The organism is Amycolatopsis sp. NPDC051128 (assembly GCF_040682715.1).
Taxonomy (GTDB): Bacteria; Actinomycetota; Actinomycetes; order Mycobacteriales; family Pseudonocardiaceae; genus Amycolatopsis.
On the sequence record NZ_JBFBBN010000054.1, the window covers coordinates 16,416 to 30,751 of the forward strand.

Below are 14,336 nucleotides of genomic sequence, written 5' to 3' on the forward strand. Positions count from 1 at the left end.
GGGGGTGCGACCGGGCACTCACGGGGGAAGTGCCCGGTCGCGGCTAGCGGGTTCGGCGGGTGACGAGGCGTTGCAGGACGATGAAGACGAACAGGAGGGCCCCGGTGATGATCGAGGTCCACCAGGAGTTGAGGGTGCCGTCGAAGGTGATCAGCGTCTGGATGATGCCCAGCACCATGATCCCGAGCAGCGTGCCGAGCACGTACCCGGAGCCACCGGTCAGGATGGTGCCGCCGATGACGACCGCGGCGATCGCCGTCAGCTCCAGGCCGACGCCGTTGAGCGGGTCGCCCGAGGACTTGTAGAGCACCAGCAGCAGCCCGCCGAGCGCCGAGCAGGTCCCGCTGATCGTGTACACCGCGATCTTGGTGCGGCCGGTCTTGAGCCCCATCAGCATCGCGGACTGCGCGTTGCCGCCGATCGAGTACACCGTGCGGCCGAACCGCGTGAAGGCCAGGACGTAGACCGCGGCGGCGACCACCAGCAGCGCCACGACCACGCTGATCGAGACGTGCAGCTCGCCGCCGAGCGGGATCTGGGTCTGGGCCAGGGTGGCGATCGTCGCGTTGTCGATCGAGTACGCCTCGGTGGTGATCGTGTAGCAGAGGCCGCGGGCGAAGAACATCCCGATCAGCGTCGCGATGAACGGCTGGATCTCGAAGAAGTGGATCAGCGCGCCCATCCCGGCGCCCAGCAGCGCGCCGACCACCAGCACCACCGCGATGGCCGCGTACGACGGCCAGCCGTGCTTCTGCAGCAGGTCGCCGGAGATCACGGTGGACAGCGCCACCACCGACCCGACGGACAAGTCGATGCCGCCGGTGAGGATCACGAACGTCATGCCGACCGCGACCACGAGCAGGAAGGCGTTGTTGATGAACAGGTCGAGCACGACCTGCCCGGAGCCGAAGGCCTCGTAGCTCGACGCGCCGTAGATGTAGGCCCCGATGAGCAACGCCATCGTCGCCAGGATCGGCAGGTGCCGCTGCTGCGGCCGGTAGCCCTTGATGCGGGTGAGCGTGGTCATGCCCCGACCTCAACCTTCTCCGGAGCCGCCGCGGGCTCCGGGGTGACCGGATGGGCCCGCTGCCGGCGCCGGAGCTTGCGGCGGAACGCGGGCGACTGCAGGAGGCACACCGCCAGGACGACGACGGCCTTGAACAGCATGATCGCTTCGGGCGGGATGCCGAGGGCGTAGACGGTGGTGGTCAGCGTCTGGATGAGCAGCGCGCCGATCACCGCCCCGCCGAGGGAGAACCGGCCACCGGTCAGCTGGGTGCCGCCGACGACGACGGCGAGGATCGCGTCGAGCTCGATGAACAGCCCGGCGTGGTTGCCGTCCGCGCTGTGCACGTTCGCGCTGATCATCAGCCCGGCGATGCCCGCGCACAGCGCGCAGAAGACGTACACGAGCCAGGTGAGCCGCGCCGACCGGAGACCGGCCAGCCTGCTGGCCTCGGGGTTGCCGCCGACGGCCTCGACGAGCAGGCCGAGCGCGGACCGGCGGACGAGCACCGAAGCCAGCACGAACACCGCCAGCGCGATGAGGATGGCGCCGGGCAGCGTGAACAGGAAGCCGCTGCCGATCCACTCGAAGGAGTGGGAGTTGACGGTGATGATCTGGCCGTCGGTGATCAGCTGCGCGATTCCCCGCCCGGCGACCATGAGGATCAGCGTGGCGATGATCGGCTGGATGCCCAGTGCCGCGACGAGCCAGCCGTTCCACACGCCAAGCAGCAGCGAGAGGCCGAGCGCCAGTCCGAAGGCGACCAGCGTCGTGCCGACGCCGTCCGGGTTGTCGCTGACCCAGAGGCACGCGAGCGCGCCGCTGATCGCGACGACCGCGCCGACCGAGAGGTCGATGCCGCGGGTCGCGATGACGAGGGTCATGCCGATCGCGATGAGGATCAGCGGGGCGCCGTTCTTCAGGATGTCGACGAGGTTCCCGTAGAGGTGCCCGTCGCGCAGCTCGATCTTGAAGAACGAAGGGCTCGCGATGAGGTCGCCCAGCAGCAGCACCAGCAACGCCACCACGGGCCAGAAGAGCCGGTGTTTCGTCAAACCTTTCAAAGCGGTCATGCCTGCACCCCCTCGGCCATCGTGGCCATGATGTCGTCCGCGGTGAGCGCCTGGTTTTCCCGCTGCGCCACCACTTTCCGGTCGCGCAGCACCACGACGCGGTGGCTCAGCCGCAGGACCTCGTCCAGCTCGGCGGAGATGTACACGACGGCCATCCCCTCGGCCGACAGCTGGGTGACCAGCCGCTGGATCTCCGTCTTGGCCCCGATGTCGATGCCGCGCGTGGGCTCGTCGAGGATCAGCAGCCGCGGCTCGGTGATCAGCCACCGGGCCAGCAGCACCTTCTGCTGGTTGCCGCCGGACAGGTTGCCCACCAGCGCCTCGGGGTTCGCGGGGCGGATGTCGAGCGCCTTGATGTACTTCTCCGCGATTTCGTCCTGGCGGCGGCGGGACAGCGGCCGCGCCCAGCCCCGGGAGGCCTGCAGCGCCAGCACGATGTTCTCGCGCACGGTGAGCTCTTCGACGAGCCCCTCGGCCTTGCGGTTCTCCGACAGGAACGCGATCTTGTGGTCCAGCCCGGCCCGCGGGGTGCGCAGCGTGGTGGGCTTCCCGTCGACCTGGACGGTCCCGCTGTCGGCGTGGTCGGCGCCGAACAGCAGCCGGGCGAGCTCGGTGCGCCCGGAGCCGAGGAGGCCGGCCAGCCCGACGACCTCGCCGGCGTGGATGTCGAGGCTGAAGGGCGCGACGCCGCCCTTGCGGCCGAGGTCTTCGGCGGCCAGCAGGACCGGGGCCCCGGCGACCTCGGCCCGGCTGGGCCCGGAGTCTTCCAGGTCCTCGAGGACCGCCAGCTCCTTGCCGATCATCATGGTGACGAGGTCGACCGGCGTGATGTCCGCCGTGCGGTACTCGCCGATCAGCTTTCCGTTGCGCAGCACGGTCATCCGGTCGGCGACGGCGAAGACCTGGTCGATGAAGTGGGAGACGAACAGGATCGCCATTCCCTGATCGCGCAGCGACCGCACGACCTTCAGCAGCTGCTCGACCTCGCCGGCGTCCAAACTGGACGTCGGCTCGTCGAGGACGAGGACCCGCGCGTCGACGTCGAGCGCGCGGGCGATCGCGACCAGCTGCTGCACCGCGATCGAGCAGGTGCTCAGCTCGGCCGAGACGTCCACGTGGACGTCCAGCCGGGCCAGGAGCTCCTCGGCCCGCCGCCGCATCGGGCCCCATTGGATGCGGCCGAAGCGGCGGGGTTCCCGGCCGAGGCAGACGTTCTCCGCCACGGACAGGTTCGGGCAGAGGTTGACCTCCTGGTAGACCGTGCTGATGCCGGCCGACTGGGCCTCGCCGGGTCCGCTGAAGGCGACGTCGTCGCCGTTCAGCTCGATGGTGCCCGCGTCCACGCCGTACACGCCGGTCAGCACCTTGATGAGGGTGGACTTCCCGGCGCCGTTCTCGCCCATCAGGGCGTGGACCTCGCCGGGGAACATCCGGAAGTCGACCCCGTCCAGGGCGAGGACGCCGGGGAACTCCTTGCGGATACCGCTCATCCGCACCATGGGTTGCGGTTCTGGCATTTCGTGTGCTCCGGGGAACGTTACGGTCGGGTCGCGCGGCTGCTGCTCGGTGCGAGTGTCGTGAGTGGGAAACAGTGCACTGACCCTGTTTCCCACTCACGACCCCGTGTCAGTACTGACGCTGCGGCAGCGCGGCCTTGGCCGATGCCTGGTCGAACTCGGTTTCGGTGGTCTCGATGCGGGCGGGCACCTGCTCGCCGGCGGCGACCTTCTTCACCAGGTCCATCAGCTGCGGGCCGAGCAGCGGGTTGCACTCGACGATGTGGTTGATCTTGCCGTCGGCGAGCGCCTGCATCCCGTCCTTCACGGCGTCCACCGAGATGATCTTGATGTCCTTGCCCGGGACCTTGCCCGCGGCTTCGATGGCCTCGATGGCGCCGAGGGCCATGTCGTCGTTGTGGGCGTAGAGCACGTCGATCTTGGGCTGGGACTTCAGGAAGGCCTCCATGACCTCCTTGCCCTTGGCGCGGGTGAACTCACCGGTCTGCGAAGCGATGATCTTGTACTTCGGGTCCGCCGCGATGACGTCGCCGAAGCCCTTCTTGCGGTCGTTCGCCGGCGCCGAGCCCGTGGTGCCCTGCAGCTCGACGATGTTCACCTGGCCGGTGGCGCTGCCGTACTCCTTGGTCAGCCACTCGCCGGCCTTCTTGCCCTCGGCGACGAAGTCCGAGCCCAGGAAGGTCTTGTAGAGCGACTTGTCCGGCGAGTCGATCGCGCGGTCGGTCAGGATGACCGGGATGTTGGCGGTCTTCGCCTCCTTGAGCACGGTGTCCCAGCCGGACTCGACCACCGGCGAGAACGCGATGACCTTGACCTTCTGCTGGATGTACGACCGGATCGCGGAGATCTGGTTCTCCTGCTTCTGCTGCGCGTCGGAGAACTTGAGCTCGATCCCGGCGGACTTCGCCGACTCCTGGATCGACTTCGTGTTCGCCGTCCGCCAGCCGCTCTCGGCGCCCACCTGGGCGAACCCGAGCGTGACAGGCCCCCCGCCTGCGGACCCGGTGGAGGAACCACCACTCCCACAGGCGGTGAGCAGCACGAGTCCGGCCGCCGCAGCCGCCGCGGCGGCCCATCGCTTCTTCAGCACGTTCACTCCTCGATCAACGGTGATCTGTGAAACTTGGACATTGTGACACTTTGTTAGCGTTAACAAACTCAGGTGGACCACCCGGGTCCACACCGGCCGCCGCGCTATCGCGGTCCGGTGCTTTCGCGCACGATCAGTTCCGGCACGACCACGGCGCGCGCGTCCCGGTCGCCCCCGTCCATCCGCCCGGCCAGCAGGCCGAACGTGCGTCGGCCGACTTCGATGAAGTCCTGGCGCACCGTGGTCAGCGGCGGCGTGAAGTACGCCGCCTCCGGCACGTCGTCGAAACCCGCGACGCGCACGTCCCGCGGCACCGAGATGCCCGCTTCGGCGAACGCGCGGAGCAGGCCGAGCGCCATCTGGTCGTTGCCTGCGAAGACGGCGTCCAGGTCGCGTTCCCCGGCGAGGGATCGCCCCGCCTCGTAGCCGGAGCGCGAGCTCCAGTCGCCGCGGATCACCCGCGGCACCGCGACGCCGTGGCGTTCCAGCGTTTCCCGCCAGCCCAGCTCGCGGTCGCGAGCCTCCAGCCACTCCTCCGGCCCGGCGACGTGCCACACGGTGCGGTGGCCCAGCGCCAGGAGGTGTTCGGTGGCGCGGCGGGCGCCGTCGCGCTGGTCGACGGAGATCACCGGCACCGGCGCGGTCTCGCCGCCGCCGACCGCGACGACCGGGATGTCCTGGGGCGCGGCCTCCAGGGCCCGCCCGGCCGAGACGTGCGGGGCGATGACGATGATGCCCTCGACCGCCTGGCGGCGGAGGTTCTCCACCGCGTCGGCGATCGACGACCGGCCCGGACGGCTGACGCTGGAGATCGTGATCGCGTACCCGGCTTCGCGGGCGGCGTTCTCGATGCCGTACAGCGTGCTGGCCGGACCGTACAGGTTGGACTCGAGCGCGACGACACCGAGTGTGCCGGTCCGCCCGGTGACCAGCGCGCGGGCCGCCGAGTTGGGGCGGTAGCCCAGTTCCTCGATCGCGGCGAGCACCCTGGCGCGGGTCTCGGGGCGCACCGGGCCGGTCCCGTTGATCACCCGGGACACGGTCATGTGGGACACGCCCGCCACGCCCGCCACGTCGGTCAGGCTCGGCTGCCGCGTGCCGGCCCCGGTCGCCTTCACGGGTCCGCCGGAGCGGGGTCGTTCGGCCACCGGTGTCCCCTTTCGTCGACGTTGGCGTGGTCCGCATCACCTGTTCCGGTGATGGCGAGGAGTAGTGTTAGCGATAACACCCGCGCGGTCAACCCCGGGCCGCGTAACGGTCTAATCACGTGAGCCCGACGGCCGTCACCGACGAATTCGACACGCCGACCTGCGGCGGGAGTCGTGGGTAATTCACCAGCTACCCGCGGCCCGCGGTGTTCAGCCGCATGTTCGCCCCTCGCCAGGGGATGGCCAGGCGGTGTCAGAGCGTCAGGGAAGCCGCCACCGGGAGGTGGTCGCTGCCGGTCTCCGGCAACGTCCAGGACGCCACCGGCCGCACCCCCGAAACGAAGATCTGGTCGATCCGCGCCAGCGGCAGCGAGGCGGGCCAGCTGAAGCCGAAACCGTCCCCCGCCTCGTCCTGCGTGGCGCGCAGCCGGGCGGTGATCGGCGCGAGCGCGCGGTCGTCGGCGGTGCCGTTGAAGTCGCCGGCCAGCACGGTGCGCGCCACGGGGTCCGCGGCCAGCGCGTCGGCGAGCAGGCCGACCGCCGCGTCGCGGCCGTTCGCGGTGAAGCCCGCGTCGAGCCGCACCCGGACCGACGGCAGATGGGCCACGAAGACGGCGACCGGCCCCTTCGGAGTGTGCACCGTGGTCCGCAGCGCGCGGGTCCACGGCATGATCGCCACCGGCCGGGTGTCGCCGAGCGGGAAGGTGCTCCAGATCCCGACCGTCCCCTGGACCGAGTGGTGGGGATAGCCGGCGGCGAGGGCGTCCTCGTACTTCGGGATCTCGGACTTCTTCAGCTCCTCCAAGGCGATCACCTGCGCGCCCGAGGCGGCCAGTGCGCGCGCGGTGCCCGCCGGGTCCGGGTTCTCGTCGTTCACGTTGTGCGAGACGATCGTGAACTCCCCGCCGGTCCCCCGCTTGTCGAAGACCCGGCCGCCGAAGAGCCCGCCCCAGACCAGCGCCGGCAGCAGGAGGGCCACGAGCGCGAGCGCCGAGCGCCGGACCAGCGCCGCGACGAGCAGGGGCACCACGAGCAGGCCGGTCCACGGCAGGACCGTCTCCAGGAGGCTGCCGGCGTTGCCCACCCCGTTGGGCACCAGCGGATGGGCGAGCAGCAGCGACGCCGTCAGCACGGCGAACACGGCGATGACCCGGCCGCGGCGCCAGGCCCCGGCCGGGCGGCCCGGCGGGGATGTGGCCGCCACCGGCGCGGCGGTCTCGGTCATCGGGTGGCCGCCGGCAGTGCCTGCCGGATCGCGGCGATGAGTTTCTCGCTGTTCTCCAGCGCGGCCCGCAGCCCGGCCCCCGGTGTCCCGCCGGGGCTCTGGTGCAGGACGACGCCGAGGATCAGCGCGCCGCCGGGGGCCTGCGCGGCCCACATCAGGGCGCCGCCGGCCGCGGTCGACGAGCCGGTCTTGAGCCCGATCACGCCGTTGCGGCCGAGCAGCGTGTTCGTGTTGGCGACCGCGCCCGGCACGCCGTCGACCCGCAGGCTCGTGGTCGCGACGATCGCGCGGATCACGCCGTTCTTCATCACCTCGCGCGCCAGCTTCAGCTGGTCGATGGCGGTGCTCGTGGTCGAGTCCTCGACGCCGCTGGCGCCGGTGTAGGTGGTGCTGGTCATGCCGAGCGCGGCGGCCTCGCGGTTCATCTTCGCGACGAAGGCTTCCTGGCTGCCCGCGTCCCAGCGGGCGAGCAGGCGGGCGACGTTGTTGCCGGAGGGGACGAGCATCAGGGCCAGCAGGTCCCGCTCGCTGATCGTGCGCCCGGCGCGGACCGGCGCGGTCGACTCCTCGCTCGACGCCGACTCGGCCTCGGCCTGCTCGTCGACGGTGATCTCCGGGCCCGCCTCGCCCGCGCCGAGCGGGTGGTCCTTCAGCACCACGTAGGCGGTCATCACCTTCGTGACGCTGGCGATCGGCACCGGCTGCCGCTCACCACGGCTGCCGAGGGAGCCGAGGCCCAGGACCTCCGCGCTCGCCTGCCCGCCGGCGGGCCACGGCAGGGCCAGGTCGACGGCCGGGCGGGCGGGACTCGCCTGGCCGGCGACCTCGGGCGGGAAGACGACCCAGCCGGCCACGGCGAGCGCCACCGCCACCGCGGCAGCGAGCCCGCCGGCCGTCGGCGGGATTCGGGTACGGGCCATCGACTTCCTCCGGGTGCCGGGGTGCGCTTCCGCGGCGCACCCCGGTCACGGTGGCCGGAGAAGATCGCCGGTACGTCGGGGTTGTTCGACAGGTTTGAACCAGAAATGTCCCGGTTCTGTCCCAACGGCGCAGCGGGGCGGGCTCACTTCCGCGTCACCGGAAAGTGTCACGGCAGACGGCCGGACGAACTCGTTGTACTGGTGGCCGGCCCCCGCACTCCCGTCCCCACCCGAGGCTCCCCCGTGCTTCCGGGCGGGGGCGGGACTTTCACGGCAGGATCGAGTCGACGTACCCGCCGTCGACGCGGACCGCCGCGCCCGTGGTCGCCGACGCGAACGGGGAACTGAGGTACACCACCAGGTTCGCGATCTCCTCGGGCTCGATCAGCCGCTGCAGCAACGACTGCGGGCGGTGCTTCTTCATGAACTCGCGCTGCGCTTCGTCCCACGGCAGGTCCTTGCCGACCAGTTCGTGGACGAAGTCCTCGACGCCACCGGTGTGCGTCGGGCCGGCGATCACGGAGTTGACGGTGACCCCGGTGCCGGCGGCGTGCTTCGCGAACCCGCGTGACACGCCGAGCAACGCCGTCTTCGACACTCCATAGTGGATCATCTCGGCCGGGATCACGATCGCGGAATCGCTGGCGATGTACTGGATCCGGCCCCAGCCGCGCTCCGTCATCCCGGGCAGGTACGCGCGGGTGAGCCGCACCGCGGCCAGGACGTTCACCTCGAAGTAGTGGCGCCAGTCGGCGTCGGTGATGTCCAGTGGCTCCTGCGCGCCGAAGATGCCGAGGTTGTTGACCAGGATGTCGGCCTCCGGCACCTCTTCGACCACCTGCGCCGCGCCGGCCTCTTCGGAGACGTCGCCCGGGGCCGGCAGGAAGGCCGCGTCCGGCAGGTTCTCCCGCAGCCGCGCGATGGCCTTGTGGACACCGGTTTCGCTCCGGCCGTTGACCGCGACCCGCGCGCCCGCCGCGGCGAGCCCCGCCGCGATCGCCGAGCCGATGCCCTGGGTGGATCCGGTGACCAGTGCCGTCTTCCCGCTCAGGTCGACCCGCATCGTGAAAGCCCTCTCTCGCGTCGGCGCCTCCCTCGCGCCGATTCAAGCACAGCTCGGGAACGCGCACCGGCTGGAAATCCGGTTGCCACGGCGGCCGCGCCGACGGCACCATCGGCGCATGACCACGCCCCGCACACCGCTCCTGCCGACCGTCGCCGCGACCACCGCGCCGGCCGGGCAGCAGCAGCCGTGCCGTCCGCGGAGGCCGATCCGTTCAGCGCCGTGACCGGCGCGCTGTTCGCCGGCCTGCTGGCCGGCTACGGCATCGCGATCCCGGTCGGCGCCGTGGGGACGTACCTGGTCGCTCTCACCGCCCGCACCTCGCTCAAGACCGGCCTCGCCGCCGCACTCGGCGTCGCGACCGCCGACGGGGTGTACGCGCTGGTGGCCGTGCTCGGCGGCGCGGCGATCGCGGGCGTCGTCGCCCCGGCCGCCGGGCCGTTGCGGCTGGCCTCGGCAGGGGTCCTCGTCGTGCTGGCGATCCGCGGCGCCGTGGTGGCGCTGCGCTCGCACCGCGGCGTCACCGCGCGGCCGGTGACCGCGCTGGGGCCCGGCCGCGCCTACGTCAGCCTGCTCGGCGTCACGCTGGTGAACCCGGCCACGGTCGTCTACTTCACCGCGCTGGTGGTCGGCGACCGCGCCGGCACCGCGGTGTCCGTCCCCGGCCAGACGGTGTTCGTGCTCGCCGCGTTCGCCGCCTCGGCGAGCTGGCAAGTGCTCTTGGCGGGCGGTGGGGCCCTGCTCGGCCGCGTCCTCACCGGGCCACGGGGCCGGCTGGTGACGGCGCTGGTGTCCAGCGCGGTGATCACCGCGCTGGCCGTCCGGCTCGTCCTTTCCTGAGCGGGAATCCAGGCCGCGGCTCATGCGCCCCAATGTGGCGTTCGGTGCGTCCAACGCACCCAATGTGGCGTTCGGTGCGTCCAACGCACCCAACGCCACATTGGGGCGTTTGGCACCCCGGCAGTCGCCGAGCTAGGAACCGCAGGTCAGCGTCGGCGCCGCCCAGTCGGCGTGGTCCTGCCCGTTGCCGTCGCCGCCGTCGGTCACCTGCAGGTCCAGGACCTGGCCTCCGGTGACGTCGATGTCGATCGGGACCGCCGGCTGCCCGCCCTTGACCACCGGGGTGGTGACGCGGGTGACGCCGTCCACCGAGACGCTGAAGCCGACACTGCCCCCGGTGCCGGTTTCGCCGTCGACGCCGGCCGAAGCCGTCAGCCGGGTGCAGGCGCCCGCCAGGTAGAGCTGGACGTCGCTCGCCGCGTGCACGCCGAGGCCCTTGGCGTAGGCGACCCCGCCGATGGTCATCGGCTTGCCGTCGCCCGCGTTCGCTTCGCCGTTGCTCGTGTCGCGCTCGACCGGGCCCCAGCCGTTGGTGGCCGTCAGGAACGGCAGCGAGCTCACCGCCACCTGCCCGGCGGGTGGCGCCGGGGGCACCGCGCCGACGATGCGCGCCCCGGTCACCGCACCCGCGCGGCCCGCCTGCCGGTAGGCCACCGCCACCTTCAGCGCGGCGGTGTCCACTGTGGACGGCGGAGTGACGGTCCACGAGAACGTCGCCGACCGGCCACCGTCGATCCGCCCGGCCGAAGACGGCGTGGGCGCGCCGACCGTCCACCCCGCCGGGGCGGTCAGCACCGGCTTGACGTCGAACGCCGGCGGCGCGCCCGCCGGCACCCGCACCGTCGCCGAGGCGGTGAACCGCTGCCCGGCAGACGCCGTGTCCGGCGCGGTCAGCGAAACCGCCGCGGTGGGCTCCGGCGGCATCGCGTACCGCGCGGGGTCGTAACCCGGCGAGGCGTTCTGCCGGACCGTCAGTGGCGAGCGGTGGCTGCCGTAGTTCGTCCACGCGATCTTGCCGAGGCCGCCGGTGCCGCCGTCGAGGTTCCACACCGCGACGGCGATGGTGTTGCGGCCGTTCGGGTTCAGCACGCCGTTCGGGATCGGGAAGCTGTGCTGCGGCCCGAGGTAGTTGACGTACTGGCCGAGCTGCCAGCCGTTCACGAAGAGCAGCGCCCGGTACTGCCGCGCCGGGTCGTCGGTGATCGTCAGGCCGAGCGAAGTGTCCTGGCCGCGCGGCAAATCCAGATCCGCCGTCGTCCGGTACCACGAGACGCCGGGCGTCGCGTCCTTCGCCGGCAGCGACGCCGGCGTCCAGCGTCCGTCCGGGAAGCCGGGCAGCGACCAGCCCGCGCGCTCGCCGTACAACCCGCCGGTGTTGAGCGGGCCGCGGACCGGGTCGAGCCCGGTCTCGCCGCCCCGGACGCCCTGCAGCCGCCAGGTGACCGACGTCAGCGGCGCCCCCGTCAGCCGGGCCGCGGTGAGCCCCCGCGCGGCCTTGTTGCCGTTGGCGGCGCCGTAGTCCTCTTCGTGACCCATGTTCACCGTCAGCACGGAAATCTCGTTCTCGCCCTGGCGCAGCGCCCCCGCGGGGAACGGGAACGTGTGCTGCGGATCTTTCGAGCTGCCGAGGAAGACGCCGTTGAGCCACGCCGAGAACGCGCCCGCCGGGCCGCCGCTCTGGCTGGACAGGGTGATCCCGGTCTGCCTGCCGTCCCCGGTGAACCGCCCGCGGTACCAGGTGTTGCCGGTGTGGAAGCCGTAGTCGTCGGCGAAGAGCACCGGTTTCGTGCCGAGCGCGGTCGAGCTGTTGCTGGTTTCCTTGTCGGCCACCGGCCACGCCGAGTCGTCGAAGCCCGGCTGGCTCTCCGGCGACTCCTGCTGGTGCTTCCAGCCGGTCAGCGCGGGCAGCGTCACGGCCTTCGCGGTCGGCGCGACGCCGGTGAGGCTGCCACTCGACGTCGGCGTGACGGGAACCCAGGAACCGTTCCAGGACACGCTCTTCGCGGTGCCGAAGACCTCGAACGCGCCGTCCGTGCCGGTGTCACCGGTCAGGTTGAGCGTGCCGTAGCCGTCGGTGGCGGTCCGCACCAGGTGTGTGCCGCGGACCAGCACCGGGCCCGTCGCGGTGTCCTGGCGCCAGAACGTCGCCGCCGTCGCCTTGTCCGCGAGCAGCAGGAGCAGTGGCCGCGCGCCGGGGGCGGTGACGAGCACCCGCGTCAGGCCGTCGTGGGTGTAGTTCAGCCGCAGGTCGCCGCGGGCGGCGTCCCACGAGCTCGTCGCGGCCCCGTCGAGGACCTGCACGGACGGCTGCTTCGCGAACCGGAGGACGGTTTCGCCGGGCCCGCCCTTGTCGCCGTACAGGACCGCGACGTCACCCCTGCCGATGGCCGCGGTGGTCATGATCTCCGACGTCGAGTACTGCATCCGCGTCCGTCCGAGGTCGTAGCCGGCGACGAGGATCTTCGACTGGCGGCCGTTCAGCGTGACGCCGGTGCCGGGCTGCTGCGGCACGACCGGGTAGTAGTCGGTGCTGGCCGCCAGCAGGTCGACGGCGTCCACCACGACGAACGGTGCGCCGGCCTTCGCGTTCTTCTGCCCGGTGACGACGATCTTCAGCGTGTGCGCCCCGGCCGGCAGGTCCCGCACCTCGTAGCCGGTGACCTGGTTCTGCTTGCCCGCCGCGTAGAGGTCGACGGTGTCCACTTTGGCTCCGTCGAGATAGACGTCGGCGATGCCGTGGCTCGGGTCCTTCGACGTCACCCACCGGATCCCGGTGCCGGTGAACGGGACGCTCACGCTGTCCCCGGCGACCTCCGAGAACGACTCGGTGTGCTGGTAGTCGCCGCCGGTGTAGTTCACCTCGGGCCCGACGTGGCTCCAGGTGCCGGTGTAGGCGACCTCGCCGGCGCGGTCGTCGTGGGTGTAGCCGGCGTGCGCGGCGAGGTCGAGCGCGACGGTCGTGGTGTTCGTGGCCGTGGACGCCGAATCGCTGTGCCGCAGGGTGTGGAACTGCGTGCGGGTGTCCGGGTTGATCCGGGCGGTGTCGGTGAGCGCCGGGTCGGTCAGCGGCGCCGAGCCGAGGCCGTCGGTCTTGGTCAGCGGGGCGACGGACTGGGTGAAGTAGCCGATCAGCTTGTCCTCGGCGTACTTCGGGTCGAACTGGCGTGCCTCGGTGATCGCCGCGCCGTAGTCGTAGGACGTGTAGTTCTGCGGGATCGCGCTCCAGCCCCACGACGTGCCGCCGTGCAGCATGTAGAAGCTCTGGCCGGTGGCGCCGACCGCGATGTTCTGCTTGTAGAAGACGTTCGCGAACTGGTCGTTGATCAGCTGGGCGCACTTTTCGTAGCCGGGGCCGCCCCACGGGTCGAAGGCGCCGCCCTGGAACTCGGCCGTGATCAGCGGCTTCCCGGGGACGTGGTCGTAGCTGATGTCCGGCACGCCGTTCCACTTCGCCGGGTTCGAGCAGTCGAAACCCTGCGGATAGGAGTCGGCGGCGTCGACGTCGAGTTCGGCCTCGCCGGCGTTGAACGTCCCGTTGTTGTTGCCGACCAGCGGGACGGTGATGCCGTCGGCGCGGGCCTTGTCCTCCAGGTGCTTCATGTAGGCGCGGCCGTCGGCGTTGCCGTTGTAGTACTCGTTTTCGACCTGGTAGGCCAGGACGCTGCCGGTGCCGTCGGTCAGTTGGTGGCGCGCGATGATCCGGTCGATCTGCGTCTGCCATTCGTCGGAGTACTTCAGGTAGACCGGATCGGCGCTGCGGGTGTGGCCGGGGGTGGTGGACAGCCAGGTCGGGAACCCGCCGCCGTCGACCTCGGCGTTGATGTACGGCCCGGGCCGCGCGATGACGTAGAGCCCGGCCTGCCGCGCCAGGTCGAGGAGCTTGTCGAGGTCCCGGATGCCGGTGAAGTCGTAGACCCCCTGCCGCGGCGAGTGGTAGCCCCAGTCGAAGTACAGCGACGTCGTGTTGAAGCCGGCCGCCTTCATCTTCTGGAAGATGTCGAGCCACAGGTCGGGGCTCGGCAGCCGGTAGGAGTGGAACTCCCCCGACCACAGGTAGGTCCGGTTGCCGTCGACCAGGAACGAGTATCCGTCGTAGGTGACGCTGTGCGCGGGGCGCGGCGCGGGCGCGGCGGCCGCCTGCGGGACGGTCACGCCGGCGAGGGCGAACACGACGGCGAGCAGGGCGGCGAACACCGTCCGGGGAAGAGCACGGCGGGCGGAGCGCATGTGAGGGCCTCCTGGAACGGCGCTGAACCAGCGGGGAATGTCCGAATTCACCCAGAACCGAACACGAACGCTAAGCAATCACACAGAAGCGGTCAAGATACGACACCGGGATGGATCAGTGCCGACGTAGTGTTAGCGCTAACTGAAATGCGGAATTACGCCGCTCAGCATGAAAGTTTCGCGGTCGCCACGGCTCTTCGCGCGCGCTGGACGCCGGCTCCCGCAGC

At 71.2% G+C, this 14,336-nt stretch carries 10 protein-coding genes; 1 reads left to right on the forward strand and 9 read right to left on the reverse strand.

The window, feature by feature from the left end:
- Window positions 1-43: 43 nt before the first annotated feature.
- From yjfF to AB0M82_RS37495, 8 genes are all read right to left on the reverse strand, one after another.
- Window positions 44-1,027, reverse strand: a complete 984-nt coding sequence (gene yjfF / locus AB0M82_RS37460) for a galactofuranose ABC transporter, permease protein YjfF (protein ID WP_364732574.1) — start codon at window positions 1,025-1,027, stop codon at window positions 44-46.
- Window positions 1,024-2,079, reverse strand: a complete 1,056-nt coding sequence (locus AB0M82_RS37465; RefSeq protein WP_364732576.1) for an ABC transporter permease — start codon at window positions 2,077-2,079, stop codon at window positions 1,024-1,026. The genes yjfF and AB0M82_RS37465 overlap by 4 nt, the downstream gene beginning before the upstream one ends.
- Window positions 2,076-3,578: a sugar ABC transporter ATP-binding protein gene (locus tag AB0M82_RS37470; protein ID WP_364732675.1), complete on the reverse strand. Its 1,503-nt coding sequence runs from the start codon at window positions 3,576-3,578 to the stop codon at window positions 2,076-2,078. The genes AB0M82_RS37465 and AB0M82_RS37470 overlap by 4 nt, the downstream gene beginning before the upstream one ends.
- A gap of 127 nt (window positions 3,579-3,705) precedes the next feature.
- Window positions 3,706-4,692: an ABC transporter substrate-binding protein gene (locus AB0M82_RS37475; protein WP_364732578.1), complete on the reverse strand. Its 987-nt coding sequence runs from the start codon at window positions 4,690-4,692 to the stop codon at window positions 3,706-3,708.
- A gap of 98 nt (window positions 4,693-4,790) precedes the next feature.
- A complete protein-coding gene (locus AB0M82_RS37480; RefSeq protein ID WP_364732581.1) occupies window positions 4,791-5,834 on the reverse strand; it encodes a LacI family DNA-binding transcriptional regulator in 1,044 nt (347 codons plus the stop codon).
- 253 nt (window positions 5,835-6,087) lie between these two features.
- Entirely contained in the window at window positions 6,088-7,059 is a 972-nt protein-coding gene (locus AB0M82_RS37485; RefSeq protein WP_364732584.1) for an endonuclease/exonuclease/phosphatase family protein, read from the reverse strand.
- The gene (locus AB0M82_RS37490) at window positions 7,056-7,979 is read right to left on the reverse strand and encodes a serine hydrolase (protein WP_364732587.1); all 924 of its coding nucleotides are present in this window, start codon (window positions 7,977-7,979) and stop codon (window positions 7,056-7,058) included. Before AB0M82_RS37490 ends, AB0M82_RS37485 begins: the two co-directional genes overlap by 4 nt.
- A 268-nt stretch (window positions 7,980-8,247) precedes the next feature.
- A complete protein-coding gene (locus AB0M82_RS37495; RefSeq protein ID WP_364732590.1) occupies window positions 8,248-9,042 on the reverse strand; it encodes an SDR family oxidoreductase in 795 nt (264 codons plus the stop codon).
- Between the two features lie 222 nt (window positions 9,043-9,264).
- Between AB0M82_RS37495 and AB0M82_RS37500 the strand changes: the two genes are divergently transcribed.
- Entirely contained in the window at window positions 9,265-9,882 is a 618-nt protein-coding gene (locus AB0M82_RS37500; protein ID WP_364732677.1) for a LysE family transporter, read from the forward strand.
- A 132-nt stretch (window positions 9,883-10,014) separates the two neighbouring features.
- Here AB0M82_RS37500 and AB0M82_RS37505 read toward each other — a convergent pair whose 3' ends face one another.
- Window positions 10,015-14,109, reverse strand: a complete 4,095-nt coding sequence (locus AB0M82_RS37505) for a beta-galactosidase (RefSeq protein WP_364732593.1) — start codon at window positions 14,107-14,109, stop codon at window positions 10,015-10,017.
- Window positions 14,110-14,336: the final 227 nt, after the last annotated feature.

Bases quoted from the DNA above. Each gene is read 5' to 3' on its own strand.
- AB0M82_RS37495 (WP_364732590.1), bottom strand. From the start codon at position 9,042: ATGCGGGTCGACCTGAGCGGGAAGACGGCACTGGTCACCGGATCCACC.
- AB0M82_RS37485 (WP_364732584.1), bottom strand. From the start codon at position 7,059: ATGACCGAGACCGCCGCGCCGGTGGCGGCCACATCCCCGCCGGGCCGC.
- AB0M82_RS37490 (WP_364732587.1), bottom strand. From the start codon at position 7,979: ATGGCCCGTACCCGAATCCCGCCGACGGCCGGCGGGCTCGCTGCCGCG.
- AB0M82_RS37470 (WP_364732675.1), bottom strand. From the start codon at position 3,578: ATGGTGCGGATGAGCGGTATCCGCAAGGAGTTCCCCGGCGTCCTCGCC.
- AB0M82_RS37505 (WP_364732593.1), bottom strand. From the start codon at position 14,109: ATGCGCTCCGCCCGCCGTGCTCTTCCCCGGACGGTGTTCGCCGCCCTG.
- AB0M82_RS37465 (WP_364732576.1), bottom strand. From the start codon at position 2,079: ATGACCGCTTTGAAAGGTTTGACGAAACACCGGCTCTTCTGGCCCGTG.
- yjfF (WP_364732574.1), bottom strand. From the start codon at position 1,027: ATGACCACGCTCACCCGCATCAAGGGCTACCGGCCGCAGCAGCGGCAC.